The sequence below is a fragment of the Neorhizobium sp. DAR64860/K0K1 genome, assembly GCF_050500205.1.
Taxonomy (GTDB): domain Bacteria; phylum Pseudomonadota; class Alphaproteobacteria; order Rhizobiales; family Rhizobiaceae; genus Neorhizobium; species Neorhizobium soli.
Map to the genome: position 1 here is coordinate 2,519,010 of NZ_CP191459.1, position 25,966 is coordinate 2,544,975.

24 protein-coding genes are annotated in these 25,966 nt (G+C 61.6%); 8 read left to right on the forward strand and 16 right to left on the reverse strand.

The window, feature by feature from the left end; all coding sequences use genetic code 11:
• Window positions 1-29: 29 nt before the first annotated feature.
• The 3 genes from ACQY1J_RS16925 to ACQY1J_RS16935 are packed head-to-tail and all read left to right on the forward strand — an operon-like array spanning window position 30 to window position 2,864.
• On the forward strand, window positions 30-1,007 hold the full coding sequence (locus ACQY1J_RS16925) for an L-threonylcarbamoyladenylate synthase (RefSeq protein WP_062453663.1): 978 nt from the start codon (window positions 30-32) through the stop codon (window positions 1,005-1,007).
• Between the two features lie 22 nt (window positions 1,008-1,029).
• A complete protein-coding gene (locus tag ACQY1J_RS16930) occupies window positions 1,030-2,475 on the forward strand; it encodes an FAD-binding oxidoreductase (RefSeq protein WP_430250381.1) in 1,446 nt (481 codons plus the stop codon).
• Entirely contained in the window at window positions 2,472-2,864 is a 393-nt protein-coding gene (locus tag ACQY1J_RS16935) for a winged helix-turn-helix domain-containing protein (protein ID WP_244508786.1), read from the forward strand. Before ACQY1J_RS16930 ends, ACQY1J_RS16935 begins: the two co-directional genes overlap by 4 nt.
• Here ACQY1J_RS16935 and ACQY1J_RS16940 read toward each other — a convergent pair whose 3' ends face one another.
• The 4 genes from ACQY1J_RS16940 to ACQY1J_RS16955 form a co-directional block, all read right to left on the reverse strand.
• The gene (locus ACQY1J_RS16940; protein ID WP_430250382.1) at window positions 2,865-4,700 is read right to left on the reverse strand and encodes a methyl-accepting chemotaxis protein; all 1,836 of its coding nucleotides are present in this window, start codon (window positions 4,698-4,700) and stop codon (window positions 2,865-2,867) included.
• Between the two features lie 229 nt (window positions 4,701-4,929).
• Window positions 4,930-5,439: a plant virulence effector HPE1-like domain-containing protein gene (locus ACQY1J_RS16945; protein WP_430250383.1), complete on the reverse strand. Its 510-nt coding sequence runs from the start codon at window positions 5,437-5,439 to the stop codon at window positions 4,930-4,932.
• 105 nt (window positions 5,440-5,544) lie between these two features.
• Window positions 5,545-6,816 carry a phosphoribosylamine--glycine ligase gene (gene purD, locus ACQY1J_RS16950; RefSeq protein ID WP_430250384.1) on the reverse strand — a complete coding sequence of 424 codons (1,272 nt, stop codon included), beginning with the start codon at window positions 6,814-6,816 and terminating at the stop codon, window positions 5,545-5,547.
• An 81-nt stretch (window positions 6,817-6,897) separates the two neighbouring features.
• A complete protein-coding gene (locus tag ACQY1J_RS16955) occupies window positions 6,898-7,113 on the reverse strand; it encodes a hypothetical protein (protein WP_062453668.1) in 216 nt (71 codons plus the stop codon).
• Between the two features lie 223 nt (window positions 7,114-7,336).
• Between ACQY1J_RS16955 and ACQY1J_RS16960 the strand changes: the two genes are divergently transcribed.
• The 3 genes from ACQY1J_RS16960 to ubiA all read left to right on the forward strand — a co-directional run bounded on the left by ACQY1J_RS16960 (window position 7,337) and on the right by ubiA (window position 12,137).
• Window positions 7,337-9,637: a Tex family protein gene (locus ACQY1J_RS16960; RefSeq protein WP_430250385.1), complete on the forward strand. Its 2,301-nt coding sequence runs from the start codon at window positions 7,337-7,339 to the stop codon at window positions 9,635-9,637.
• A 154-nt stretch (window positions 9,638-9,791) separates the two neighbouring features.
• Window positions 9,792-11,048, forward strand: coding sequence for an SAM-dependent methyltransferase (locus ACQY1J_RS16965; RefSeq protein ID WP_174195731.1), 1,257 nt, complete (start codon window positions 9,792-9,794; stop codon window positions 11,046-11,048).
• Between the two features lie 129 nt (window positions 11,049-11,177).
• Complete coding sequence (gene ubiA / locus ACQY1J_RS16970) at window positions 11,178-12,137, forward strand: 4-hydroxybenzoate octaprenyltransferase (protein WP_430250386.1); 960 nt, start codon at window positions 11,178-11,180, stop codon at window positions 12,135-12,137.
• A gap of 70 nt (window positions 12,138-12,207) precedes the next feature.
• Here the strand turns inward: ubiA and ACQY1J_RS16975 are convergent, their stop codons facing one another.
• The 8 genes from ACQY1J_RS16975 to ACQY1J_RS17010 form a co-directional block, all read right to left on the reverse strand.
• Window positions 12,208-12,774 (reverse strand): DUF6101 family protein, encoded by a 567-nt coding sequence (locus tag ACQY1J_RS16975; protein ID WP_113166703.1) that lies wholly within the window; start codon window positions 12,772-12,774, stop codon window positions 12,208-12,210.
• 227 nt (window positions 12,775-13,001) lie between these two features.
• Entirely contained in the window at window positions 13,002-13,487 is a 486-nt protein-coding gene (locus ACQY1J_RS16980; protein WP_430250387.1) for a DUF523 domain-containing protein, read from the reverse strand.
• A gap of 161 nt (window positions 13,488-13,648) precedes the next feature.
• Window positions 13,649-15,805, reverse strand: coding sequence for a glycine--tRNA ligase subunit beta (gene glyS / locus ACQY1J_RS16985; protein WP_430250388.1), 2,157 nt, complete (start codon window positions 15,803-15,805; stop codon window positions 13,649-13,651).
• Window positions 15,806-15,901: 96 nt separating this feature from the next.
• Complete coding sequence (locus ACQY1J_RS16990) at window positions 15,902-16,198, reverse strand: HigA family addiction module antitoxin (RefSeq protein ID WP_430250389.1); 297 nt, start codon at window positions 16,196-16,198, stop codon at window positions 15,902-15,904.
• Window positions 16,199-16,210: 12 nt separating this feature from the next.
• Window positions 16,211-16,492, reverse strand: coding sequence for a type II toxin-antitoxin system RelE/ParE family toxin (locus ACQY1J_RS16995; protein WP_430250390.1), 282 nt, complete (start codon window positions 16,490-16,492; stop codon window positions 16,211-16,213).
• Between the two features lie 51 nt (window positions 16,493-16,543).
• On the reverse strand, window positions 16,544-18,457 hold the full coding sequence (locus tag ACQY1J_RS17000; protein ID WP_430250391.1) for a DUF2207 domain-containing protein: 1,914 nt from the start codon (window positions 18,455-18,457) through the stop codon (window positions 16,544-16,546).
• A gap of 15 nt (window positions 18,458-18,472) precedes the next feature.
• Window positions 18,473-19,024 (reverse strand): LemA family protein, encoded by a 552-nt coding sequence (locus ACQY1J_RS17005; RefSeq protein WP_062453675.1) that lies wholly within the window; start codon window positions 19,022-19,024, stop codon window positions 18,473-18,475.
• A gap of 94 nt (window positions 19,025-19,118) precedes the next feature.
• Window positions 19,119-20,054 carry a glycine--tRNA ligase subunit alpha gene (locus ACQY1J_RS17010; RefSeq protein ID WP_062454837.1) on the reverse strand — a complete coding sequence of 312 codons (936 nt, stop codon included), beginning with the start codon at window positions 20,052-20,054 and terminating at the stop codon, window positions 19,119-19,121.
• Window positions 20,055-20,393: 339 nt separating this feature from the next.
• Between ACQY1J_RS17010 and ACQY1J_RS17015 the strand changes: the two genes are divergently transcribed.
• On the forward strand, window positions 20,394-22,214 hold the full coding sequence (locus ACQY1J_RS17015; protein WP_430250392.1) for a methyl-accepting chemotaxis protein: 1,821 nt from the start codon (window positions 20,394-20,396) through the stop codon (window positions 22,212-22,214).
• A gap of 253 nt (window positions 22,215-22,467) precedes the next feature.
• On the opposite strand, the gene ACQY1J_RS17020 is transcribed toward ACQY1J_RS17015, so the two are convergent.
• The 4 genes from ACQY1J_RS17020 to ACQY1J_RS17035 form a co-directional block, all read right to left on the reverse strand.
• The gene (locus ACQY1J_RS17020; RefSeq protein ID WP_184653991.1) at window positions 22,468-22,662 is read right to left on the reverse strand and encodes a hypothetical protein; all 195 of its coding nucleotides are present in this window, start codon (window positions 22,660-22,662) and stop codon (window positions 22,468-22,470) included.
• A 30-nt stretch (window positions 22,663-22,692) separates the two neighbouring features.
• Window positions 22,693-23,559, reverse strand: coding sequence for a S49 family peptidase (locus ACQY1J_RS17025; RefSeq protein WP_430250393.1), 867 nt, complete (start codon window positions 23,557-23,559; stop codon window positions 22,693-22,695).
• Window positions 23,560-23,642: 83 nt separating this feature from the next.
• Complete coding sequence (locus ACQY1J_RS17030) at window positions 23,643-24,449, reverse strand: tRNA1(Val) (adenine(37)-N6)-methyltransferase (protein WP_430250394.1); 807 nt, start codon at window positions 24,447-24,449, stop codon at window positions 23,643-23,645.
• The gene (locus ACQY1J_RS17035) at window positions 24,446-24,667 is read right to left on the reverse strand and encodes a DUF2007 domain-containing protein (RefSeq protein ID WP_062453679.1); all 222 of its coding nucleotides are present in this window, start codon (window positions 24,665-24,667) and stop codon (window positions 24,446-24,448) included. The genes ACQY1J_RS17030 and ACQY1J_RS17035 overlap by 4 nt, the downstream gene beginning before the upstream one ends.
• Window positions 24,668-24,773: 106 nt before the next feature.
• On the opposite strand from ACQY1J_RS17035, the gene ACQY1J_RS17040 reads away from it, so the two are divergent.
• Complete coding sequence (locus ACQY1J_RS17040) at window positions 24,774-25,790, forward strand: polyprenyl synthetase family protein (protein WP_062453680.1); 1,017 nt, start codon at window positions 24,774-24,776, stop codon at window positions 25,788-25,790.
• The last annotated feature ends 176 nt before the right edge of the window (window positions 25,791-25,966 follow it).

Below are 25,966 nucleotides of genomic sequence, written 5' to 3' on the forward strand. Positions count from 1 at the left end.
GTCTCAGTCCGCGCTATGCACAGCGGGACATGACGGCAGAGATCATCGACATCAGGACGGACAGGAACGGCGCGCTTGACCAAGCGTGCGCCGTGCTGTCGCAAGGCTTTCCGGTCGCCATTCCGACGGAGACCGTGTACGGGCTTGCCGCCGACGCCACGAACCCTTCGGCGATCACCCGCATCTATGAAACCAAGGGGCGGCCGCGCTTCAACCCGCTGATCTGCCATATGGCCGATGTCGCGATGGCGGAGCGGTATGCATCGTTCGATCCGATCTCGCGTCGGCTGGCGGAAGCCTTCTGGCCGGGGCCGCTGACGCTGATCCTGCCGCTCATTCCAAAAAGCGGTATCCATCCGCTCGCAACTGCAGGGCTCGATACGGTCGGCATCCGCCTGCCATTCGGCTTTGCCGCCGATCTCATCCGCTCCTTCGGCAAGCCGCTGGCAGCACCGAGCGCCAACACGTCCGGCAAGGTCAGCCCGACCAGTGCCGGCCATGTCGCTGGTGATCTCGGGAGCAAGCTGAAACTGATCCTCGATGGCGGCGCGTCGTCGGTCGGCGTCGAATCGACCATCATCCGCGTCGAGGGCGAAACAGTCCGGCTGCTGCGTCCCGGTGGCGTTGCCGCTGAAGAGATCGAGGCGCTGATTGGTCGTGCGGTCATTCGTCCGGAAGGACCGGCGGCGATCATCGAAGCGCCTGGCATGCTCGCCTCGCATTATGCGCCATCGGCAGCCGTGCGGTTGAATGCGACCCATGTGGCGCCGGGCGAGGCGTTGATCCGGCTGGGATCGGATCCGATCGAGGGCATCGAGCAGGCGAAGGCAGTGTTCGACCTCAGCCCCTCCGGCGATCTTGCCGAGGCAGCCGCCAATCTGTTCGATTATCTGAAGAAAGCCGATGCGGTGGGGGCGACGCGCATTGCAGTCACAGCCATTCCCGATACCGGGCTTGGAGAAGCCATCAACGACCGGCTGGTCCGAGCGGCCGCGCCGCGGGAATAAAACAAGCCCAGGAGAAAACGCCATGGACATGCCTCTCCCTTCCCCGGATCTACTTGCCCGGTTTACGGCGATCGTCGGCGCTGCGCATGCGGTCAGCGATCCGGTGGAGCTTGCGCCGCATCTCGTCGAAAACCGCGGGCTCTATAAGGGCGCGTCCCCTCTCCTTCTCAAGCCAGGCTCGACGCAGGAAGTTTCGGCGATCCTGAAGCTTGCCAGCGAAACCGGGACGGCCGTCGTGCCGCAGACCGGCAATACGGGTCTTGTCGGTGGCCAGACGCCACGCAGCGGCGGATCCGACATCATCATCTCGCTGGAAAGGATGAACCGCATCCGCGAGATCGACCAGATGGCAAACGTGATCGTTGTCGATGGCGGCGTCATTCTTGCCGAAGTGCAGAAGGCGGCGGAGGAGGTCAACCGGCTGTTTCCGCTGTCGCTCGGGTCGGAAGGCTCATGCCGGATCGGCGGCAACCTTTCCACCAATGCCGGCGGCACGGCGGTGCTTGCCTATGGCAACATGCGCCAGCTCTGCCTGGGGCTGGAAGTGGTGCTTCCGACCGGTGAGATCTGGGACGGCCTGCGCAAGCTGAAAAAGGACAATACCGGCTACGACCTGCGCGACCTGTTTATCGGCGCCGAAGGCACGCTCGGGATCATCACCGGCGCGGTGCTGAAACTCTATCCGCGGCCCGTCGGGCACCAGGTGGCGCTTGCCGGCCTCGCTTCGCCCGCGGATGCGCTCTTGCTGTTTCAAAAGGCATCGAACCTGTGCGGCACGGCGCTGACCGGGTTCGAGCTGATGCCGCGGATCGGCATCGAGTTCACGACGCGGCATATCGAGGGCGTGCGCGACCCGCTGTCTGAGCCCTACCCATGGTATGCGCTGATCGACATCTCGACTTCCGACGCCGCCGAAACCGCCGACACGATGGTGCAGGCGCTGCTGGAACAGGGGTTCGAGGCCGGACTGGTCATCGACGCGGTGATCGCCTCGTCGGTCGCGCAGCAAAAGGCGCTCTGGCACATGCGCGAAAGCATGTCGGATGCGCAGAAGCCTGAAGGCGGATCGATCAAGCACGATGTTTCGGTGCCGATCTCGAAGATCCCGCATTTCATGGAGGAAGCCGAGCAGGCGGTTCTCGCCGCCGTTCCCGGAGCCCGCATCTGCGCCTTCGGCCATCTCGGCGACGGCAATATCCACTACAACATCTCCCAGCCGCTCAGCAACGACATGGGAGGCAACAAGGCAGCCTTCATCGACCGCTGGCGGGAGGTGAATGCCATCGTCCACGGGATCGTGCTTGCCGCGGGCGGCTCGATTTCCGCTGAACACGGGATCGGCCAGCTGAAGCGCGACGAGCTTGCGCAGATCCGCCCGCCGATCGAAATGGAGCTGATGCGGCGCATCAAGCACGCCTTCGATCCGGCCGGTATCATGAACCCCGGCAAGGTCGTGGCATTGCCATGAGCAAGCCGGCACCGGACCGGCCGACCATGACGATCCGCGTCGATCTGGAAAACGGCGTCCGGCTGGGGCCCGGCAAGGCGCAGCTTCTGGAACTGATCGCCGAACATGGTTCGATCCGGGCCGGCGGCGCTGCGATCGGCATGTCCTACCGGCGTGCCTGGCTGCTGGCAGACGAGATCAACCGGATGTTTCTGGAGCCCTCGATCTCGACCCGGCATGGCGGCAAGTCGGGCGGCGGTGCGGGGCTGACCGAATTCGGCCAGCAGCTTCTTGGCCGCTACAGGGATATGGAAGCAAAAAGTCGGGCTGCAGTGCAACCCGACCTCGATTGGCTTGATAGTGTGACGGACCCGCAATTCCGGGCCGCCGGGAGCGACAAGGCTGAATGATCAGCCCGCCCGGCGCATCCGTTCACCCATGCCCTGCAGAGCGCCCGGCTGACGCCCGGTGCCGCTGACGCGGAAGCTGCGGATGAGGTTGAGCAGTTCTTCCGTATCGGCAGACAAAGCCTCGGCGGAGGCCGTGGTCTCTTCGGCCATCGCGGCATTGTGCTGGGTGGCCTGGTCGAGCATGTTGAGCGACGAGGAGATCGAGCGCAGCGTCGTATCCTGTTCGGCTGCGGAATGGGCGATGCGGCCGACGATGTCGCTGGCCGACTTCACCTGATCGGAAATCCGCTTCAGGGCCTGACCGGCCTCGCCGACGAGGCGGACGCCGTTTGCGACCTGGCCGGACGAGCGGGAGATCTGTTCCTTGATCTCCTTGGCGGCGGCGGCCGAACGCTGGGCCAGTTCGCGCACTTCCTGGGCGACGACGGCAAAACCCTTGCCGCTTTCGCCGGCGCGGGCCGCTTCGACACCGGCATTGAGGGCCAGAAGGTTGGTCTGGAAGGCGATCTCGTCGATGACGCCGATGATCTTGGTGATTTCTGCCGAGGACTGTTCGATGCCGCTCATGGCGCCGATTGCTTCCTCGACGACGGCGTCGCTGCGATTGGCTTCGGTGCTGACAGCCGTGACGCGCTGGGCGGCGTCGCGTGCACCGTCGGCGGTCTGGCGAACGGCGACGGTCAGTTCGTCGAGTGCGGCGGATGTTTCCTCGAGGTTGGCGGCCTGGCGTTCGGTCCGCTGAGACAGTTCGTTGGAAGCGCGGCGGATTTCTTCTTTCGAGCCGCCGATGTCGATGCCCTTGTCGTTAACCTTGGACATCGCCGCTTCGAGATGGCCGAGCGCTTCGTCGAAGTTGTCGCGCAGGCCGGCGTAACGGGTACCGAGATCGCCGCAGCGAACGGTCAGGTCACCCTTGGCGAGCTGTTCGAGAGCCGAGCCGATCGTCGAGACGACGCGGGCCTGAAGCGCTGCTTCGTCGCGCTGCATGTCGAGGTTCTGCTGGCGTTCGCCGTCGAGCTCCTCCTGCTGGCGCTGCTGGCTTTCCTGCATGGCATGGCGCTCGCGCACCTTTTGCTGCAGCGCCTGGGTGGCGCGTGCCATCAGGCCGACTTCGTTTTTCATGTCCGTATGCGGGATCTGCATCGTCACGTCTTCGTCGGCCACGGCGTTCAGCGCCTGACGGATCGCACCGAGCGGACCGGAGATGTTGCGGATCACGACGAAGGCCAGCAGCGAGCCAAGGACCAGGATGACGAAGCCGAAGGACAGCGCCTTGAAGACTTCGCTGCGGATCTGCGCCTGGAGATCGTCGACGTAGACGCCGGTGACGAGAACCAGCTGCCAGGGCTCGAAGGCAAGCGCGTAGGAGCTCTTCAGGAAGGTATCGCCTTCCTGACCAGGCTTGGGACCGAGAAAATCGACGGTGCCGCCACCGGCGCGGCCGATCTTGACCAGTTCGTCACGGTACATGAAGCCCTGGCTGTCCGGCTTGCCCTTGAAACTCTGGCCGAGCCGCTTGGGATCCGGATGGACACGCATGTTCACATCGTAGTCATAGGCAAAGAGGTAGCCGTCCGGGGTGAAGGTCATGGCCGACACGGCTTCGAACGCCCGCTTCTGCGCCTCTTCGCGACCCATCGCACCGGAGGCCTCGAGAGCCTGGAAACGCTTGAAGATACCGATGCCGGATTCCACCTGCGTGCGCAGCATGCCGTAACGTTCGGCGTAGATCGCCTGGGTGGACGTGCGCAGCTGCATGTATGTGGCAGCGGCAAAGCCGGCGATCAGCAAAAGCACGAGCAGCAGCAGCTGGTGGGAGATTTTGAGGTTCTTCATGGTCCGCTCACCTGTGACCGGCAGCGACCGCGCAGGCCGCACCTTGGGAAAAATGATGTTTGTGGGAGGCGGCACATTCTGCACCATGTCGTCTGCAATGATTGCAGTGCAACGACCATATGAGCGATGCATAAATAATTATTTAATCACACAATAACGCAGAAAAACGTATGGCCGCACAGTAACTGTGCGGCCTTTTCTTGACTGCCTGCAACGACTTGCTGACTGTTTATTCTGCCCGTTTCAGCCTGAGGCTGAAGTCTTCGAAAGTGATCGGTTTCGCCGAGATTTCCGCAACTTGAGGGGCTGGCGCAACAGCGCTCGTGGTGGCCTCCAGATCGATGCCATCGCGCGGCGGTGGCGCATTCTCGATCATCTCTTCGAACGAGGTGGAGGTCGGCGCTGGCACATTCGCAATGGTTTTTCCGGCATCCATCCAGGCCGGGACTTTTCCGACGAAGACGACGGGCGATCCACCGAACCATGCTTCGGTGCGGACAAGACGCTTTTCGCCGTTGATTTCGATGATCTCGGTCTTCTGTGTGCCGGGCTCGAGGACCGGAACCTTGTAGTTGGACAGATCGGGCTTTGCGGCCGGAGGCTCGCAGTCGCTGCAATGCCACGATACGATGCTCGAGGATTTCTGACTGCCATTGGTTGCGGTGACGGACGACGCCTGGGCGCCGCCGGCCAGCAGTGCTGCGGCTACCGTTGCTGCCGTGATCAGAACGCGATGCATCGCCGGACTCCCGAGTTTGGTCCGACAATCTATAGCAATGCTTCGTTTCCAACCCGTCAGGAGAATTGGTAAATTTTGAACGAAGCCGCGGCTGCTGAACCGTCTCTAGCGGGTTTCGCGCTCGATGGCGCGCCAGCCGATATCGCGGCGGCAGAAGCCGTTTTCCCAATCCACCGCGTCGACCAGCCGGTAGGCCTTTGCCTGGGCTTCCGCAACCGTTCTGCCTGTCGCGGTGACGTTGAGAACGCGGCCGCCGGTTGCAACCAGCGCGCCATCCTGCATCGCCGTGCCGGCATGGAAGATCTTCTCGCCCTCGCCTGCTGATGGCAGCGAGGCGATCGGCGTTCCCTTGTCATAGGCGGCCGGATAACCTTTCGAGGCCATGACGACGGTGAGCGCCACATCGTCGCTCCATTCCGCCTTCACCTCGTCGAGCGTGCCGGTGGCGGCGGCGTAAAGAATCTCCAGCAGATCGCTCTTCAGCCGCATCATCAGCACCTGGGTTTCCGGATCTCCGAAGCGGACATTGTATTCGATCAGTTCCGGCCCCTTGGCCGTGATCATCAGGCCTGCGAAGAACACGCCGGTGAACGGATAGCCGCTTTCCGCCATGCCGCGAATGGTCGGCTCGATGATCTCCTTCATCGTCCGCTCGACCATATCTTGCGTCATCACCGGGGCCGGCGAATAGGCACCCATGCCACCGGTGTTGGGGCCGGTATCGCCATCGCCGACTCGCTTGTGATCCTGCGCGGTTGCCAATGCCAGCGCCGTCTTGCCGTCGGAGAGGCAGAAGAAGCTTGCTTCCTCGCCATCGAGATAGGCTTCGACCACGACCTCGGCACCGGCGGCCCCGAAGGCGCCATCGAAACAGTCGTCAATCGCCGCCAGCGCTTCTTCCACGGTCATGGCGACGGTGACGCCCTTGCCGGCCGCCAGACCATCGGCCTTGACGACGATCGGAGCGCCCTGCGCCTCGACATAGGCTTTGGCAGCAGTGCCGTCCGTAAAGCGCTGGTAGGCGCCGGTCGGGATGTTGTAGCGGGCGCAGATATCCTTGGTGAAGCCCTTGGACCCCTCGAGCTGGGCAGCCGCTGCGGATGGCCCGAAGACGGCGATGCCCTCCTGCCGGATGCGATCGGCAATGCCGGCGACCAGCGGCGCTTCCGGGCCGACGACCACGAAATCGATCGCCTCGCTGCGGCAAAATGCAATGACCGCCTCATGGTCGTCGACATCGAGCGCGACCAGTTCGGCATTTTCGGCCATGCCGGGATTGCCGGGAGCGGCAAAGAGTTTCGTCAGTTTCGGTGATTGGGCAAGCTTCCATGCCAGCGCATGTTCGCGACCGCCCGTGCCGATAAGAAGAACCTTCATCTGCCGCCCTCGATTTATCATCTGTGCTGGCGGTTAAGGCGAGGGACGGAAAAGGTCAAGTCTCGCCGGCAAAAGCGGCATTCAAGACGGCCGGTCCGGTTGCTGACGAAAACTGTCGCTGCGCAATCTCAACGTTGCTTTGAATATCACTTTGTTACGAAAGGCCAGAAATGGGACAGGCTCGTTGCGCCGCGCCGCGTCCTGCAGTTTTTCGTCGAGATAGATGATCGCCGCCTCCAGTTCTTCGGAGCCAACGGCATCGTCGGACGCCAGTATATGGGCTATTTTGCTAGGCATTCATACCTCCTTACACGCCAAATCATGTGGCAGGAGCAACTATAGGATTCTGGCACAATGCGAGAAGGTGTCATCTCTTTTTCCACCGGTTCGCGGTTACCGACCGGTAAATGACGCCCCATTCCGAGACGACTGCCTGGGTAACCTGTGAACCGTTCCGATGGTCGGTTGTCTTGCCGCAAAGTTTGACTATGGTCTCGCCTCCTATCCAACGAGGACTTGCATGGCCGTCGAAAACCGCCTTCTCGCCGCCGTGATCGCCGCGGAAATCAACGCCCGCCCGGACCAGGCCATTGCCGCAATCGGGCTTCTGGACGAGGGCGCGACCGTGCCCTTCATCGCGCGCTACCGAAAGGAAGTGACCGGCGGACTGGATGACACCCAGTTGCGCAACCTTGCCGAACGGCTGATCTATCTTCGCGAACTGGAAGCACGCCGCGCATCGATCGTCGATTCGATCAAAGGCCAGGACAAACTCACCGGCGAGCTTGCGGCCAAGATCGGCAAGGCGGTGACCAAGGCCGAACTCGAAGACCTGTATCTTCCCTTCAAGCCCAAACGCCGCACCCGCGCCGAAATCGCCCGCGAGCGCGGTCTTGGTCCGCTGGCCGATGCGATCTGGGCCGACCGCACGCTCGATCCGGCCAAGCTGGCCGAGACATTCGTTAAGGGTGAAGTGACCGACGTGAAAATTGCGCTGGACGGCGCGCGCGATATCGTCGCCGAAGCATTCTCGGAAAATGCCGACCTGTTGAAGCGGCTGCGCCAGCACATGCGCGACGGGGCCGTGCTCAAAGCCCGCGTGGTCGCCGGCAAGCAGGAGGCCGGTGCCAAGTTCTCCGACTATTTCGAGCATACGGAGCGCTGGGCCACCACGCCGGGACACCGTGCGCTTGCCATGCTGCGCGGCTGGAACGAGGAATTCCTGACGCTGACGATCGAGGTGGATGCAGACGACACCTCGCCGATCAAGCCGGCGCAGCGGATTATCGCGCTTGCTTTCCATATCAGCGACAAGGGTGCCGCCGACCGCTGGCTGATGGAGGTCGCCGGCTGGACGTGGCGGGTGAAGCTTTCCGTCTCCCTCTCGCTCGACCTGATGCGGGAAATGCGTGAACGCGCAGAGCAGGAGGCGATCCATGTGTTTGCCCGCAATCTGAAAGACCTGCTGCTGGCCGCTCCCGCCGGTTCGCGCGCGACGATGGGCCTCGATCCGGGCATCCGCACCGGCGTCAAGGTGGCGATCGTCGATGCCACGGGCAAGCTTCTCGAAACCACCACCGTCTACCCCTTCCCGCCCCGCAACGATGTGCGCGGCACCCAGGCGGAACTCGCAAGCCTGATCGCCAAACACAAGATAGAGCTCATCTCGATCGGCAACGGCACCGGCAGCCGCGAGACGGAAAAGCTGGTGGCCGACATGCTGGCCAACCTGCCGGGAGCCAAACCGACCAAGGTGATCGTGTCGGAGGCCGGCGCTTCGATCTATTCGGCATCCCAGGCGGCAGCAGACGAGTTCCCCGGCCTCGACGTGTCGCTGCGCGGTGCCGTGTCGATTGCCCGTAGGCTGCAGGATCCGCTGGCCGAACTGGTCAAGATCGAGCCGAAATCGATCGGCGTTGGCCAGTACCAGCACGATGTCGATCAGAACAAGCTGTCGCGTTCGCTCGAAGCCGTTGTGGAAGATGCCGTGAATGCCGTCGGCGTCGATCTCAACATGGCATCGGCACCGCTTCTGTCGCGCGTGTCGGGCCTCAGCAAATCGATTGCCGAGGCGATCGTTGCGCATCGTGACCAGAACGGCGCCTTTACCACGCGCCGGGAGCTCCTGAAGGTCGCAAGGCTCGGCAACCGCACGTTCGAACAGGCGGCCGGGTTCCTGCGCATCGTCAACGGCAAGGAACCGCTCGACGCGTCTTCCGTGCATCCGGAAGCCTATGGTGTCGCGAAGAAGATCGTTGCCGCCTGCGGCCGAGACCTGCGTTCCCTGATGGGTGACAGCGCAGCACTCAAATCTGTCGATCCGCGCCAGTTCATCGACGACACGTTCGGTCTGCCGACGATCAAGGACATTATCGCGGAACTGGAAAAGCCCGGTCGCGATCCGCGTCCCAGCTTCAAGACCGCAACCTTTGCCGACGGGATCGACGAGATCACCGACCTCAAGCCCGGCATGCAGCTGGAAGGCACCGTCACCAACGTGGCGGCGTTCGGCGCCTTCGTCGATATCGGCGTGCATCAGGACGGGCTGGTTCATGTCTCGCAGCTGGCGGACAAGTTCGTGAAAGACCCGCACGAGGTAGTGAAGGCCGGCGACGTGGTGAAGGTGCGCGTCGTCGAGGTGGATGTGAAGCGCAAACGCATCGCGCTCAGCATGCGCAAGGACGGCGGCGAAGCCCCGCCTCCGGGCCCCCGCGGCGGTGATCGCGACAAGCCCGTCAACCCGAAGTTTGCAAAGACCGACAGCAAGCCATCTCAGGGCGCGTTCGGTGCAGCGCTTGCCGAAGCTATGAAGCGCCGCTGAGCCTGCGACGCCCTGGATAACCTCGAAAGCACTCCGTTGAGCACTGGCTCGACGGAGCTACTTCCAGTTGCGTTTTTTTGCGCTTGCAGTTGAATTGAAAGACGGTAGATTTTGATGATCAGCAAGGCATCCATCGTGTTCAGGAAGTGGGTCCATGACCTTGTCCCTTCACAGACTGCTTTCCAAGATCATCAGAAATGGCACTCTCATCGTCCGCGGCTCGGGCGGGGAAACCTATTACGGCAGCGGCGGCGGACGGACCGTTGCAATCCGCTTTACCGATGAAGCGGCTGAAAAGGCGCTGGTTTCCGACCCGCAACTGCAGCTCGGCGAACTCTATATGGACGGCCGGATCATCGTCGAACAGGGCGACATTTACGAGTTCCTGGCGCTCATCAAGGACAACACGCTGAAGGAAGGACTGACCTTCCAGATCCTCATGCGCAGCCTTGGCAGAATAATCGCATCGCAGTTTCGCAATCGTGTCCCGATCAACCACAACCGCCGCAACGTCGCCCACCATTACGACCTCGACGAACGGCTGTTCGCGTTGTTTCTGGACGAGGACTGGCAATATTCCTGCGCCTATTTCAACCCGCCCGGTATTTCGCTGGATGAGGCCCAGATCGCCAAGAAGCGTCATATCGTGGCAAAGCTTCTGGCAGAACCCGGGCACAAAGCCCTGGAGATCGGCTCCGGATGGGGCGGCATGGCGATGTATCTGGCGGAATCGTCCGGCGTCGACGTAACCGGCATCACGCTTTCCACCGAACAGCTGAAGATTTCCAAAGAGCGTGCGGCACGACGCGGGCTTGCGGGCAGTGTGCGCTTCGAGCTGCAGGACTATTATCACCTTCCCGCCGACCAGCGCTACGACCGGATCGTCTCGGTGGGCATGTTCGAGCATGTGGGACGGCTAAACTACCGAAAGTTCTTCAACAAGGTCACCGACGTGCTGTCCGACGACGGCGTGATGGTGCTGCACTCGATCGGCCAGCCCTACCCGGCGGTCTATAACAATCCCTGGATGGACAAATACATCTTTCCGGGTGGCTACATTCCCTCGCTTTCAGAAGTTCTGCCGGCGATCGAGAAAGCGGGACTTCTGGTTTCCGACATCGAGATCCTGCCGATGCACTACGCGCATACGCTGCGGCACTGGCGCGAGCGCTTCATGGCGAACCGGGACAAGGCAATCGCGCTCTATGACGAACGCTTCGCGAGAATGTGGGAGTTCTATCTGGCCGCGTCGGAAATGGCCTTCACGCATGAGGCCTTTCACATTTTCCAGATCCAGATCGTCAAGAAGCGGACGGCCGTACCGGACAATCGCGACTATATCTATGAGCGGGAGGCCGAGCTCTACGCATTCGAACAGGGCCGCATGCCGCTCGAGCAGATTGCAGGTTGAGGCTGGACGCGCTGAGCGGGGTCTATGGGGAAGATCATAGGCTGGAAGAGACGGCTCGCGGCGGGTCGCACCACCCTGTCCGGATCGTCCCGCTTGACGATTTCCACCACGGGGGGCATGACATCGGCTATGACCGAGAAACCAAATTCCGATGCTTTCGGCGGCCGCGTCTCAGACGCTCCATCCGACAATTTCGTCTATCAGGTGCTGCCGCGCGCCGCCTGGCCCTACGCGCAGCTGGCGCGCTGGGACCGGCCGATCGGCTGGCAGTTGCTGATGTGGCCGTGTTTCTGGTCGGCAGCCCTTGCCGCCAATGCCGCGGTGGACGAGGGGCTGTTCCAGCCCTGGCAGCTGATCTCGCATCTGGTGCTGTTCTTCATCGGTGCCGTGGCGATGCGCGGCGCCGGCTGCACCTATAACGACCTGATCGACCACGAAATTGACAATGAGGTGGCGCGCACCCGCTCGCGGCCACTTCCCTCCGGCCGGGTCTCCCGCTTCGAGGCGAAGGTGTTTCTGGCGGTTCAGGCGCTGGTCGGCCTGATCGTGCTGTTGCAGTTCAATACGTTTTCCATCCTTCTCGGCATTGCGTCGCTTCTGGTCGTCGCGATCTATCCGTTTGCCAAGCGGTTTACCGACTGGCCGCAGTTCTTTCTGGGACTGGCGTTTTCCTGGGGTGCGCTGATGGGCTGGGCCGGCGTGTTCGGGAGCCTTTCCTGGGCGCCGATATGGCTTTATGCGGCAGCCGTTGCCTGGACGATCGGTTACGACACGATCTATGCCCATCAGGACAAGGAGGACGACGCTCTGGTTGGCGTGCGCTCCACGGCAAGACTGTTCGGGGACAATACCAAGGCCTGGCTGATCGGGCTTTACGGTCTGACGCTGGTGTTTCTGCTGTTTTCCTACATTGCCGGCGATGCGGGTTTCTTCGCCTATGTCGGATTGATCGCCGCGACCGTCATGCTCGCCTGGCAGATCCTGATCATCGATATCGACAATCCCGACCAGTGTCTCAAACTGTTCAAGTTCAATACACACGTCGGCGCCGTCCTGTTCGGCGGACTGATTTTGGGCCTTATATTGTAAACATGGAAAAGCCCGGCTGTTCGGCCGGGCTTCGCACTTTCGCGGGCGGTGGTTCTTAAGAGTACGTCTCTTAACGCCGCGCGATGATTTCCTTGCCTTCGATCTTCATGATGACACCGAGGCTGCCGGTTGCGCGGCGGACCAGGAAACGCGGGCGGCGCTCTGCGAAATAGGAGTGGCGGCGGCGCGGCTTGGTCGTGGCGGTGCGAAGATCGCCGAGGTGGTTTTCCAGCGGACGGGCAATGCCATCGGCTTCGACCATCAGCATCGGGATGCGGAACGCATCCGACCAGGTGCGCCAGTCTGCTGCGATATCGCAGAGATCGTGGGCAACGAGAAGCGGGATGCAGAGATCCGGATCGTCGTGATGCAATTCAAGCGTGACAGTGACGTCGCCATCGCCATGATCGATGGCGCGGGCGGCCACACCTTTGAAGGCGCGGGCCGGGAGAGCGAAGGAAAGCGGCAGACCGCTTTCCGGAAGGATCTTGCGCAGAACAGCTCCGCGCTCGTCGATGGTGATTGTTACATCTCCTGACGTCTCGTTCATCGCATAGGTGACCTGCTGCGGAAAACGTGACGGATCGATCCTCAATGTCGACCCTGCCCAGACGGGCTTCAGAACGGTATTCGTCATCGGTTGTGCTACCCTTGTTTTACCTGAGAGCCGTTTCCGGTGTTTCCGGCTGCGTATCTCTGCGGGACTTATGTCCTCTGATAGGCTCACAATAAGCGGGCGCTGTTCGAGACTGCTTAAAAATCGCGGTTAAGGAAAACCTGCCGTTTTGAATGGTTAGCGAAACCGCATATGCTTTAAGTTTCCGAAGGATGAACGGGATCAAGTGTGTGCCCCATCGGGACGGATCAAACCCGCACAGTGAGACGGTCGATCTCGGTATGGGAAAACACCTCTATTCCCGCGGAGATAAGCAGCGCCGCGGTGACGCCGTTGCCGGCGTGCTTTCTCCCGGAAAACGACCCGTCATAGATCAGGCCCGAGCCGCAGGACGGGCTGCCGTCGATCAGCAGCGCATGGGTGCAACCGTTTTCCCTGGCAAAATCCAGCGCCCGGCGGGCACCGGCCACAAACTCCGCCGTCACGTCGCCGCCGGTGATTTCGAGCACGCGGGCGCGACCGGCGAGCACGTCATCTCCCGTCATGCCATTCTCGATTTCGGCCGGCGGACGCGGCACACTCATGCCGCCGGCAAGTTCGGGACAAATCGTCACCAGACGCCCCTCCTCCCGCCATCGCTCGATCGCCGGATTAACAAGTGGCTTGCCCGTGCCATCGTAGCGGACGGCATGGCCGAGAAGGCAGGCGCTGATGAGGATCTTTTGTCGTGTCATGCGGATGGATCGAGATGCCGGAGGGCGTCGGCCTTTTCGTGCAGCATTGGGACGAAGTCTGCGAAGGGTTCGCCAAGGGTGATCTGCACGGGCTTATTCATGGGCGTTGTCCTATCGGCTCCACGCTATGAAGATAGCACGGAGCCGATGGAGAACAAAGGTTAGGACACGATGCGGGAGAAGTCCGCAACGGTGGCTGTCGCCTCGCGGATCGCCTTCAGGAGAGCGAGGCGGTTGGCGCGGATCGCTGCATCCTCGTCATTGACGAGCACGTCCCCGAAGAACGTATCGACCGGAGCGCGCAGCTTCGACAGGGCTTCCATGGCCGAGCAGAAATCTTCCTTGGCAACCGCGTCCGACGCTTCCTTCGAGGCTTGCGAAATCGCTGCCCAGAGCGCCTTTTCGGCATCGAGCGTCAGGAGAGCTTCCGAAACGCCATTGGCAACGACGGTACCCTTCTTCTCCTCTGCGGCCAGCAGCTGGGTGGCGCGCTTGGTGCCGGCAAGCAGGTTCTTACCGTCCTCGGAGGTGATGAAGGCGGTCAGCGCTTCCGCACGACGGGCCACGAGCAGCAGATCGTCAGCGTCCGGCGTCAGCACCGCATCGATGATGTCATGACGGGCGCCGAGATCGCGCAGATAGACTTTGAGGCGGTCGTGGAAGAAGGAGAGGAGATCTGAATCCTTGGTGACCGCAAGCAACGGCAACCGCACCTTCCGCTCCAGCAAAATCCGCACGACACCCAGCGCTGCACGGCGCAGCGCATAGGGGTCCTTGGAGCCGGTCGGCTTTTCGTCGATGGCCCAGAAGCCGACGAGCGTATCCAGCTTGTCGGCGAGCGCCAGCGTCAGGCCGACCTTGTCTTCCGGCAGGCGGTCGGAGGGGCCGTTCGGCTTCCAGTGGTCCTCGATGGCGGCGGCGACCGATGCATCCTCGCCCTGCAGCACGGCGTAGCGGCGGCCCATCAGGCCCTGCAGTTCCGGGAATTCGCCGACGGCTTCGGTGCGCAGGTCCGCCTTGGCGAGCACGGCGGCACGATCGACCAGAACCGGATCGGCGCCGGTGATCGGTGCCAGTTCCTTTGCCAGTGCGCGGATGCGGGTGACGCGTTCACCCTGGCTGCCGAGCTTGGCGTGGAAGGTGACGTTAAGCGCATCGAGCTTTGCCATGCGCTGGTCGAGCGGCTTCTTGAGATCGAGGCCGAATTTTTGGGCCGAGGCTTCGAGTGTCGCGAGATCCGGCAGGTCGCCCTGGTCGCGGGTCCAGAAATGGCGGGCGTCGGAGAGGCGCGCGCGCACGACCTTGCCGTTGCCGTGAACGATTTCCTTGCCGCCATCCTTGGCCTCGATATTCGAGATGAGGATGAAGTGGTTGGACAGGCTGCCATCGTCAGCACCCTGACGACGGGTGACGAAGCATTTCTGGTTTGTCTTGATGGTGAGACGGATGATCTCGGCCGGGATTTCCAGATAGTCTTGCTCGAACGTGCCGAGCAGAACATGCGGCCATTCGACGAGGCCGGAGACTTCCTCCAGCAGGCCTTCGTCCTCGACGAGGTCGAGACCGTTGGCGAAGGCGATGTCGCGGGCATCGTGCAGGATCATGTCCTTGCGGCGATCCGCATCGAGCATGACCTTCGCCTTTTCGAGGTTCGACACATAGTCGTCGAAGCGGCGCACGGTTATGGCCTCAGGCGCATGGAAGCGGTGGCCATAGGTGACATTGCCTGCGGTGATGCCGTCGATCTGGAACGGAATGACCTTGGTTTCTTCATGCTCGGTGCCGAACATGCAGACGATCGATTGCAGCGGGCGCACCCAGCGCAGGCTTTCAGACCCCTTGCCCTCGATACCGCCGAAGCTTGCGCCCTTCGGCATGGAGGCGGCACCCCAGCGCATGGATTTCGGCCAGGGGAAGGAGCGGATGATGCCGGGCATGACCGCTTCGATGATCTCTTCCGCCGCACGGCCGGGCTTGGAGACGACGGCCACGTAGAAATCGCCCTTTTTCGGGTCGCTGGCGACCTGGGCTTGCGAGATATCGGCAAGGCCTGCCTTGCGCAGGAAGCCGGCGATCGCCTGTTCCGGCGCCTTGGTGGATGGGCCCTTGATCTCCTCGCGCTGATCGGCCGAGCGCGCGTTGAGACCGCGGATATCCAGGGTGAGGCGCCGCGGCGTCCAGTATTCGCGAACGCCCTCATAGGTCAGGCCCGCATCCACCAGCGCATCGGTAACGAGTTTCCTCAGATCGCCGGCAGCCTTGCGCTGCATGCGGGCCGGAATTTCCTCGGAGCGGAGTTCTAGGAGCAGATCGGGCATGGTTTCATGTCTTTGCGCTGGAAAATAACGTCGCGGCGGACTTAGCAAGCCCGCCGGCAAAAGTCATCACTTGGGTTGGTGAAAGTCTGTCGATGCTTAGGCAGCACTCATGACGGGGATCGCCGCGATCTCATCCTTCTTTGCCGCAATCTCGATCTTCAGGTCGTAGCTGATCTGCAGGTTCATCCAGAATTCGGGCGTCGTATTGAAGAAGCGCGCGAGCCTGAGGGCCGTATCTGGCGTCACTGCCGTCTGCTCTGCGGCCAGTCGCTCAATCCGTGTGCGGGGAACGTTGAGTTTCTTGGCCAGCGCGCTGGCGCTCATCCGCAAGGGAACAAGATATTCCTCGCGAAGGATTTCGCCCGGATGTACCGGTGGAAGCACACTTGCCATGACTGTTCTCCCTCAATGATAGTCGACGATCTCGACCTGTTCGGCACCGCCATCCGACCAGACGAAACATACCCGCCACTGATCGTTGATGCGGATTGAATGCTGGCCAGAACGATCTCCCCTCAAGGCTTCCAGGTGATTGCCCGGCGGCGAGCGAAGGTCGATGAGTTCCACGGCGTTCTCGATCATGGTCAGCTTTCGAACAGCGCGCCGCAAAATATCTGACGGAAATCCTTTCGGCAGTTTGCCGTTGGCGACCGCTTCGGTCATCGCATTGCCGAAGGATCGTATCACGTCGCAGACCTTTCTGTATCATGCCATGATACAATCCTCAACGGGTCGCGCTTACCAGCCGCCTCCCCCGCCTCCACCGCCGCCGCCACCCGAGGAGCCGCCGGTGGAGAAGCCTGAGGATGAGGAGGATGTGGGTTGTGGCAGGGTCGAGGATATGGTCGAGGCCATGGAGGAGGAGAAGCCGCCGATGCGGTCTCCGAAACTGTTGAAGCCGCCGCCGTGATACCAGGCGGCGGTGTAGGCGGCGCCGAGACCGGCTGCCGCAAGCCAGGTGTCGAATGCCTGGCTCCACGGCTTCTCGACGCCGAGCGCCACTGCATAGGGCAAAAGCTTTTCGAAATGCTGCGGCGACATTTCCGGTGCGCCGGCCATGTTCATGCGGTCCTTCTCGGCGACGGTCAGATAGAGGCGCAGGCCTTCGATCCCGTCCATCAGCTTGGCGCCGATCGGTGTCGGCGCGCCCATCAGGAAGAAGAACATGACGTTGGCGAGCACGATGCCGCCGACCGATACGAGCAGCGGCCAGTGATCGGTGCCGGTGAGTTCGGAGACGAGCGCCACCAGAACCGAGGAGACGATGGAGAGCGCGACGAGGCCGATAAAGCCGAGCACGACTACGGTCATGATGCGGCCAAACAGCGACGAGCCGCGCCGCAGCTTCTTGCCGAAGCCGACCGCGATGAAGCCGAAGAAGACAGCGACGAAGACCGGCACAATCAGCACGGCGACCATATCCGGTTCCAGATTGCCGAACACGAGCAAGGCTATGAGAAAGATGACGCTGAGGCCGATGCCGCCGAGAACATAGCCCCAGTTGGCGTTGTAATATTTGCCGCGATGCTCGCGTTCGATCGCCTGCCGGAAATTCTTGCCGACGGTCTGGACGGCGGTGCCGTTGTCCTTGTCGATGACGAAGCTTTCACCCTTGCCGCCGACGGCTGCGAGAATGACGGACTGACCGGCGGGCAGATCGCGACCGCTCCCCTTGTCGGTGCGCCTGATGACGATCTGCTTTGAGAGATCATCGAGCACGACATAGCCCTTGACGGCAAGATCGATGGCGCTCGCCGCAAAGGCGGTCCAGCCGCCACCGGAAAAGCCCTTGTTGTCGATATAGTTGACCAGCGCCGGGGACAGGCCATCGGGCGCATCCCAGCGCGGAACGACGATGCCGCGGGCCGGATCGCGGCCGACGCGTTTCCAGACGGCGAAGTAATAGGCCAGCACGATGACGAGACCGGCGCCGGCGATCAGCGTGCCCATATGGTCGCGTAGCCACCAGCTGCGTTCCTGATCCTTGGAGGGTACGGCCACGACGCCTTTCGGAAAGCCGGCAACAATCGTCAGCCCTTCCTGCGGGCCGAGCGGTCGCGTCGTCGAGAAGACAGCATTGTCACCGTTTGCCTGCATGCGGGCATTGCGGGCGGTCGAACCGAGCGGGCCGGTAAAGGCCGCCGTCTGCTGCACCTGCCCGCCACCCGGCAGCGTGACCCTGGCCGAGGCCTGGGCGATGCGGAAATCCCAGCCGTTGCCGGTGACGTTCCAGTAGAGTTCGTCGTGATCGTCAAAGTAGCGGATCTGCCGGTCTGTCCTGTAGGTGAGCACGAATGTATGCTCGCCATCACGCAGGAAAACGTCCTGGTCTCCGGAATAGATGCGGATGCCGCCGGCGATGGTCTCGGTCCGGTAGGGTTCATTGCGGCCATCGCGGGTGACGGAGACGATATCGAAGCCGACCCGAACCGTGCGTCCCTCGGCATCGACCATGGTCAGCGGAAAGTCGCGGAAGATGCCGCGGCGGATGCGGTTGCCTTCCGACTTGGCGACAATCGTCTCGGTCACCTTAAGCTCGCCATCCGGTGCGATTGCGATTTCGGAATGGTAGCTGCGGATATACTCCTCGGCAGCGGCCGGAAGACATGCCGCGCAGAACAGCACAACAGCAAGAACAAGGCGCCGAACCATCAGCGGGCTCCCCACTCAGAATTTAACGGTGGGTACAGCGCGATCGGCCTCGTTGGTGATCTCGAAATACTCGCGTTTGGAAAAGCCGAACTGTCCCGCCACCAAGTTGTTGGGGAAGGTTTCCACCTTGACGTTCAGTTCGCGCGCAGCACCGTTGTAATAGCGGCGCGACATCTGGATCTCGCTTTCGATGGTTTCGAGCGATGCCTGCAGTTCGGAGAAATTCTGGTTGGCCTTGAGATCCGGATAGGCTTCCGCCAGCGCAAACAGTTTTCCGAGCGCCTGAGAAAGCATGCCTTCGGCCTGGGCACGGCCCGCGACATCGCCGGCCGGCACCGCCTGCGCCTGGTTGCGCAACCGCACGACCTCTTCGAACGTGCCCTTTTCATGGGCCGCGTAGCCCTTGACGGTCTCGATAAGGTTGGGGATCAGATCGGCGCGGCGCTTCAGCTGCACGTCGATGCCGGACCAGGCTTCCTCGGCCATCTGTCGCGCCTTGACGAGGCCGTTATAGATGACGACGAGATAGACAGCCACGAGGGCAAGAATGCCGAGCGCGATATACATGACGAGAACTCCCCCGGATAATAATAGCCGGGCGGAGACTAAGTCGGGTTCAATGAATTGTCACTGGAAATCGGTGGGTTAGCCCGGAAACGCTCTAGGCAGCTTCCCGGCCGAGTTTGGCACCACCGGCATCCGTCAGCAGGAAGGCTTCGCCGCAGGCCTTGGCCAGTGTGCGCACCCGCAGGATATAGCTCTGGCGTTCGGTGACCGAAATCACGCCGCGGGCATCCAGCAGGTTGAACACGTGGGATGCCTTGATGCACTGGTCATAGGCCGGGAAGACGCATTTGTGCAGCATCTGGTTCGCCTGATCCCCCGGCGCGCCGAAAGCGAGCAGCGCCTGGCATTCCTTTTCGGCATCGATGAAGTGACGGTGCAGCATTTCGGTGTTGGCGAATTCGAAGTTGTGGCGGGAATATTCCTGCTCTGCCTGCAGGAAGACATCGCCGTAGGAGATCTTCTCTTCGCCTTCGCGGCCGTTGAAATTCAGGTCATAGACGTTGTCGACGCCCTGGACATACATGGCCAGCCGCTCGAGACCGTAGGTCAGTTCGCCGGCGACCGGCGAGCATTCGATGCCGCAGACCTGTTGGAAGTATGTGAACTGCGAGACTTCCATGCCGTCGCACCAGCATTCCCAGCCGAGACCCCAGGCGCCGAGCGTCGGGCTTTCCCAGTCGTCCTCGACAAAGCGCACGTCATGCAGAAGCGGATCGAGACCGATCGCGGCAAGCGACCCCAGATAGAGTTCCTGCAGGTTGGACGGGTTCGGCTTCAGGATGACCTGATACTGGTAATAGTGCTGCAACCGGTTGGGATTTTCGCCGTAGCGACCATCGGACGGGCGACGCGAGGGCTGCACATAGGCAGCTTTCCAAGGCTTCGGACCAAGCGCGCGCAGCGTTGTGGCCGGATGGAACGTGCCGGCACCGACTTCCATGTCGTATGGCTGCAGGACCGCACATCCCTTGTCAGCCCAATAGGCATGCAAGGTCAGGATCAGCGCCTGGAACGAGCGCTTCGGGTTCATGTGATCTGGCAGGGTCGTGGCGGTCATGGGACTGGTCGCTATTTGCTTATTTCCGGTGGCGTCAGGTGCCACGGGCGGGACTGGGGGTCAAGAGTTTTGCGGCATTCGCCCGGCTGCGGCCGCCGTTGCGAACCGCGACTCTGCCGGGCCAAACGTCACTTGATCAATCGCAATTCACGCAGGGGCAGGTCACCTATGGTTCAAAGCACCGTTCGGATAAATCTCTGATTTTGTTGCCAAGTATAGAACCAGCCAGACCGGACCGGGCGTCGGAACGTTTCATTTTTCTTAAGTAAACTATGCTAAATTTCAACAAATCCGCACAATAGGACGATTGAAATGGTAACAATTCGTACCAAGATGATCTTTACGAGCCTTGCGATGTTCGTGCTTGCGGGCGGTGCTGCCGGAGCCGGGATTTGGGGTTCGACGACGCTGACGAACAATGTCGATACCGTCGCGCGCACCGCCGAGATCTTGCGCAATCACATGCAGGCCGACATGATGCACGACGCCCTGCGCGCCGATGTTCTTTCGGCACTGATGGCACGCAATGCACAAGGCGAGATCTCCACCGCTGACGTCACCTCGGATCTGAAAGAGCATGTCGAGTCGTTCCGCAAGGCAATCGACGACAACAAGGCTCTGGTGACCGATCCCGAGATACAGGCTGTTCTTAAAAACCTGGATACGCCTCTGCGCGGTTACATCGACAATGCCAGCGCCATTGTCGCGCAGGCAGCGAGCAACCCGGATCAAGCACTGTTGTCGCTGCCTGCATTCCAGCAGCAATTCTCGATCCTCGAAACCGCCATGGAAAAAGCAGGCGATAGCATCTCGTCGCTGTCCGACGGCGTCAAGCTCAACAGCGACCGGCTGGCGGTTCTGATCGACACGATCCTCAAGACTGTGCTGGCCGCAACGGCCGTATCTGCGCTTGTCCTGCTGTTCGTATCGCGAAAGACCATCATTCAGCCGATCCGCTTTCTTGCAGGCGACATGCAGAAGCTGGTCGGAGGCAACACGGCGCTGTCCATCACGGGGATCAATCGCACCGACGAAATCGGCGAGATGGCGACGGCTGTCGAGGTGTTCCGGCAGGCAGCGATTACCAACAAGCGACTGGAAGCGGAGGCGATTGCCGCGCGGGAGCGCAACGAAGCCGATCGCATCCGGGTGACCAGGGAAGCAGAAGCGGCAGCCCGCGTGATGCTGCACGAGGCAACCTCCAGCCTGGCGGGCGGGCTGCGAAAGCTCGCGGCAGGCGATCTCAGCTTTCATCTCTCGGACGCTTTCGCACCTGATTTCGAAGCGCTGCGGCACGACCTGAACACAGCCGTACACCAGCTTGACCAGACGCTGACCACCGTCGCACAGGCGGCAGGCTCGATCGACACCGGCACCCGCGAAATCAGCATCAGTTCAGACGACCTGTCGAAACGCACGGAACAGCAGGCCGCCTCGCTCGAAGAAACTGCTGCGGCGCTCGACCAGATTACCATCAATGTCGCCAACGCCTCCAAGCGCGCCGACGAAGCCCGCGCGATCGCGATCCAGGCCAATGCCAGCGCCACCCAGTCCGGCATCGTCGTTGCCAGTGCGGTCGATGCGATGCAGCGGATTGAGGAGTCCTCGGGACAGATCTCCAGCATCATCGGCGTCATCGACGAGATCGCCTTCCAGACCAACCTTTTGGCCCTCAATGCGGGCGTCGAGGCCGCCCGCGCCGGCGAGGCCGGCAAGGGCTTTGCGGTGGTCGCACAGGAAGTCCGTGAGCTGGCGCAGCGCTCTGCTCGGGCCGCCAAGGAGATCAAGGAACTGATCCGGAATTCGACGACAGAGGTCGAGAGCGGTGTGAAACTGGTGCGGGAAACCGGCGGCTCCCTGAAGGTGATCGGCGACTACATTATTACCATAAACCAGCATATGGACGCGATCGCAACGTCGTCGCGCGAGCAGTCGGTCGGTCTTGCCGAGGTCAATACAGCCGTCAACCAGATGGACCAGGTGACGCAGCGCAATGCAGCGATGGTGGAGGAAACCAGTGCCGCCAGCGCCTCATTGGCCACCGAAAGCCACCGCCTGCACGAGCTGATCTCACAGTTCACACTCGGCCGGCCCGCTGCCAGCCAGCATGACAAGACACGCCGGGCCGCCTGATCATCGGAGCCAGGAACTACCAACGCAAAAGCAGCGCCCGGGAACGGACGCTGCTTTTTTTCTATGTGGAGCGCCAACCTCCCTCATTCCTGTGCTCGTCAGGGGATAGAGGGAGGCGTGGATGCCGGAATGAACGAAAGCGCGAGTAGAGGATGGAGCAACGTGGCAAGCGGGTGACGCGGCCATGAGCGCGATATCAAAGTCTATGTCTTCAAACCGTATCGACAGCGACTATCCGCCGGCAACAGCCTGATCAGACGTCGTCGTCGCGCTTGACCCGGTATTCGCCCGTCACCGGATCCTTTTCCAGCGTTCCCATGGCGCCGGTGCGTTGCTGCTCTTCCTCACGGCGCGTGCGGGCCGTCAGTTTTTCGGCGTCCTTGATGAAGCGCTTGTAGAGCATCCATCCGCCGCCGATCAGCAGGGCCAGAAGTATGAGCTGAGCCATTTCCCGTCGAAACCTTATAAGGCGGGCATATCAGAGCCCGAAGCGGCTCCACATTGCCCGTTCTTCCAGGCCTTCGGCAAGACCTGCCGTGGCGCCTGAGGCAATTTCCCCCAGATTGGCGGATCCTAGCGCAACGCCCGGCACCCGGCGACCGAACAGGGTCCGCGTGCCGCCGATCAGCTCCAGCTTGGCATCCTTGCCGAAACGGCGCTTGATCACATCGCGCATCTCGCCCAGCCCATCGATGAGGCCGAGTTCGAGGCCACGGGTGCCAGTCCAGAAGAGCCCGGAGAAAATCGTGCTATCTTCGCCAAGCCGTGACCCGCGGCGCGATTTCACCATGTCGATGAAGACCTGGTGGATCTCGAGCTGCAGTGTCTTCAGGTACTCGATGTCGCCTTCCTTTTCCGGCTGGAAAGGATCGAGAATCACCTTGTTCTCGCCGGCCGTATAGACGCGGCGTTCGACGCCGATCTTCTTCAGCATTTCCGGGAAGCCGAAACCACCAGACACGACGCCGATCGAGCCTACGATCGATGTCGGATCGGCAAAGATCTCGTCGCCGGCAAGAGCGATCATGTAGCCGCCAGACGCTGCCACATCTTCCACGAAGATCAGAACCTTCTTGTTCTTTTCCTCGGCGAGAGCCCGGATGCGCTGGTAGATCAACCTCGACTGGACAGGCGAGCCGCCCGGCGAATTGATGGAGATGGCAACGACCGGCGCATCCTTCTTTGCGAAGGCCTTTTCCAGCATCGGCGCCACGGTTGCGATGTTGAGCGTCTGCTTGAACTGGCTGCCGCCCGCCATGATCGTGCCATGCAGTCGGACCACCGGGATCGACAAACCGGTCTTGCGGAAACGTTTTGGCAGCAGGCGATTCAAGAAGCTCATCATCCATCCTGTTCAAGCATATATCGGAAGCCTGGATGTATGTTCTCGAAGGGCGAACACAATGGCTGAGCCTCTAAAAACGGGGTTTATCGCCGTCGTCGGTGATAGGCGGTGCGGCCGTTGTTCAAATCATCCGCCTGCGACATGAAGGAATTGCCATCCGCTCCATGCACGATCAGCGGCGCACGGAACACCAGTCGCGCTCTCGAGCCCTTGACCCCGGTCACCAGAATGCGGGTCGCATCCTCGCCCGGGCGGGGGTGGACCGGGGTTATTTCAAGCCCGCCGAAGCGCTTGCCGCAGGCCTCGATGATATCGACGATGGATTCCGGACGGGCGATCAGCGACAATTGCCCGCCGGGTTTCATGATGGCGGCGGCCGTGCGCAGCCAGTTTTCGAACAGGCCAGCGGTCATTGCATGCGCTTCGGCCTTCAAGGCATCCGGCGTTATGCGGTCGTCGGCGTGGTTGAAGGGCGGGTTCATGATCACATGGTCGTGCACGCCGTCGTGCAATCCCGCGTCGACCCGGGCCTTGCCCGTGAGCGTCACATCGGCGCCGAGAACCGTGATACGATCAGACAGGAAAGCATTTTCCGGCAAAGCCAGCGTTCGGCGCGCATACTCCGCCATCAACGGCAACTTCTCGACCAGAACGATGCGGGCGTTTTCGAGCCGGCTCGCGACCGCTAGTCCTGCGGCACCGGCGCCGGATCCGAGATCGGCAACCGAAACGGACCGTTCGTCCGCCACAAGCGAGGCGAGCAGCATCGCATCCACGCCGGACCTGTGGCCGCCGCCCTTCGGCTGCACCAGATGGAAGCGGCCGCGGTGAAACGCATCGATGGTGAAGTCCGACGAAAGATCCTGCGGGATGCCGGCGGACGTGGTCACGGGCGAAGCTCCGCCTCCAGGCCCGCATCGATCAGGATGCGGCGGGCTTCATCTCCCCTCTCCTCCTCGACCAGGAAGCGTTTCGACAGCATGCCGAGCGAGCCTTCGAGCACGCTCATGGACTGGTCCGCAACCATGAAATGAATGCCGGCATCCTTCATCAGGCTGCTCGCAACCGAGAGAAGCACCGGGTCGTTGGCGCGAATGAGTTCCCGCATGCGGCAAAAATCCCCCTCAAAAACGGCAGGTCAGCGAATTGTCACTTGCCGCATCCTGCCACGCTTTCTATTGTCCAAGCCGGAACTTAATTTAGGAGTCCGGTCGTTGGGCGTCGTAATACCGCTTGAAGAAGGCAAAAACAAATCTGCTTCCGTGAAGCCCCTGGTGGACCTCACGAGAGGAGACATGGAGCGGGTCAACCAGCTGATCCTGTCGAAGGCAGGCTCCGACGTGCAAATGATCCCGGAAGTTGCCAACCACCTGATCTCGTCGGGCGGAAAGCGGCTTCGGCCGATGCTGACGCTCGCGTCTGCGGTGCTGTTCGGCTACAAGGGCGAAGGCCATGTGAAGCTCGCGACCAGCGTCGAATTCATGCATACGGCAACGCTGCTGCATGACGATGTGGTGGACGAAAGCGATCTGCGCCGCGGCAAATCCACCGCACGGATGATCTGGGGCAACCAGGCCAGTGTTCTCGTCGGCGACTTTCTGCTCGGCCAGTCCTTCAAGATGATGGTCGAAGTCGGATCGCTCGAAGCGCTGGACGTTCTGGCAACCGCGGCTTCCGTGATTGCGGAAGGCGAAGTGCTTCAGCTTTCCGTCGCCAAGAACATGGAAACCACCGAGGACGACTATCTCTCCGTCATTCGCGCCAAGACGGCGGCGTTGTTTGCGGCGGCGGCGGAAGTCGGCCCGATCATCGCCAATGCCGACAAGGCCGGGCGTTCCGCAATGCGCTCCTACGGCATGAACCTTGGCTACGCCTTCCAGCTGGTCGACGACGCGCTCGATTACGGCGGCACCGCTGCCGATCTCGGCAAGAATGTCGGCGACGATTTCCGCGAGGGAAAGATCACGCTTCCAGTCATCCTTGCCTACCGGCGTGGCACCGAAACGGAGCGGGCATTCTGGAAGACGGCGATCGAACAGGGCGAAAGCAGCGAGGAAAATCTTGAAAAGGCGCTGGGCCTGATCAAGAAATACGACGCGCTGAACGACACGATCGGTCGGGCCCTGCATTACGGCACGATTGCCCGCGATGCGCTGGCGCCGCTGCCGGCATCGCCGCTCAAATCCGCGATGCTCGAGGTGATCGACTTCTCCATCCAGCGCGTGAACTGACGCTCCCTCGGTCGCGTTGACGAAGGTTTGACCGTTCCTGCCCGGCATCCGCTCTCTGCGATGCCGGAGAATTCCTTGCGGACATGCTTCAAAAAAGCCATTCTGTCATGACTCAATTGGCGCGGGATGGTGGCGATTTGCCACCGTCAAAGCGTCGCCTGCTCAAGGCCCACCAC

Bases quoted from the DNA above. Each gene is read 5' to 3' on its own strand.
- ACQY1J_RS16960 (WP_430250385.1), top strand. From the start codon at position 7,337: ATGGCCGTCGAAAACCGCCTTCTCGCCGCCGTGATCGCCGCGGAAATC.
- purD (WP_430250384.1), bottom strand. From the start codon at position 6,816: ATGAAGGTTCTTCTTATCGGCACGGGCGGTCGCGAACATGCGCTGGCA.
- ACQY1J_RS16980 (WP_430250387.1), bottom strand. From the start codon at position 13,487: ATGACACGACAAAAGATCCTCATCAGCGCCTGCCTTCTCGGCCATGCC.
- ACQY1J_RS17015 (WP_430250392.1), top strand. From the start codon at position 20,394: ATGGTAACAATTCGTACCAAGATGATCTTTACGAGCCTTGCGATGTTC.
- ACQY1J_RS17020 (WP_184653991.1), bottom strand. From the start codon at position 22,662: ATGGCTCAGCTCATACTTCTGGCCCTGCTGATCGGCGGCGGATGGATG.
- ACQY1J_RS16965 (WP_174195731.1), top strand. From the start codon at position 9,792: ATGACCTTGTCCCTTCACAGACTGCTTTCCAAGATCATCAGAAATGGC.
- ACQY1J_RS16990 (WP_430250389.1), bottom strand. From the start codon at position 16,198: ATGGCAAGTGTGCTTCCACCGGTACATCCGGGCGAAATCCTTCGCGAG.
- ACQY1J_RS17035 (WP_062453679.1), bottom strand. From the start codon at position 24,667: ATGCGGGAACTCATTCGCGCCAACGACCCGGTGCTTCTCTCGGTTGCG.
- glyS (WP_430250388.1), bottom strand. From the start codon at position 15,805: ATGCCCGATCTGCTCCTAGAACTCCGCTCCGAGGAAATTCCGGCCCGC.
- ACQY1J_RS17000 (WP_430250391.1), bottom strand. From the start codon at position 18,457: ATGGTTCGGCGCCTTGTTCTTGCTGTTGTGCTGTTCTGCGCGGCATGT.
- ACQY1J_RS16945 (WP_430250383.1), bottom strand. From the start codon at position 5,439: ATGCATCGCGTTCTGATCACGGCAGCAACGGTAGCCGCAGCACTGCTG.
- ACQY1J_RS16955 (WP_062453668.1), bottom strand. From the start codon at position 7,113: ATGCCTAGCAAAATAGCCCATATACTGGCGTCCGACGATGCCGTTGGC.
- ACQY1J_RS16935 (WP_244508786.1), top strand. From the start codon at position 2,472: ATGAGCAAGCCGGCACCGGACCGGCCGACCATGACGATCCGCGTCGAT.
- ACQY1J_RS16940 (WP_430250382.1), bottom strand. From the start codon at position 4,700: ATGAAGAACCTCAAAATCTCCCACCAGCTGCTGCTGCTCGTGCTTTTG.
- ACQY1J_RS17005 (WP_062453675.1), bottom strand. From the start codon at position 19,024: ATGTATATCGCGCTCGGCATTCTTGCCCTCGTGGCTGTCTATCTCGTC.
- ACQY1J_RS17025 (WP_430250393.1), bottom strand. From the start codon at position 23,559: ATGATGAGCTTCTTGAATCGCCTGCTGCCAAAACGTTTCCGCAAGACC.
- ACQY1J_RS17010 (WP_062454837.1), bottom strand. From the start codon at position 20,054: ATGAACCCGAAGCGCTCGTTCCAGGCGCTGATCCTGACCTTGCATGCC.
- ubiA (WP_430250386.1), top strand. From the start codon at position 11,178: ATGACCGAGAAACCAAATTCCGATGCTTTCGGCGGCCGCGTCTCAGAC.
- ACQY1J_RS16975 (WP_113166703.1), bottom strand. From the start codon at position 12,774: ATGACGAATACCGTTCTGAAGCCCGTCTGGGCAGGGTCGACATTGAGG.
- ACQY1J_RS16925 (WP_062453663.1), top strand. From the start codon at position 30: ATGACGGCAGAGATCATCGACATCAGGACGGACAGGAACGGCGCGCTT.
- ACQY1J_RS16930 (WP_430250381.1), top strand. From the start codon at position 1,030: ATGGACATGCCTCTCCCTTCCCCGGATCTACTTGCCCGGTTTACGGCG.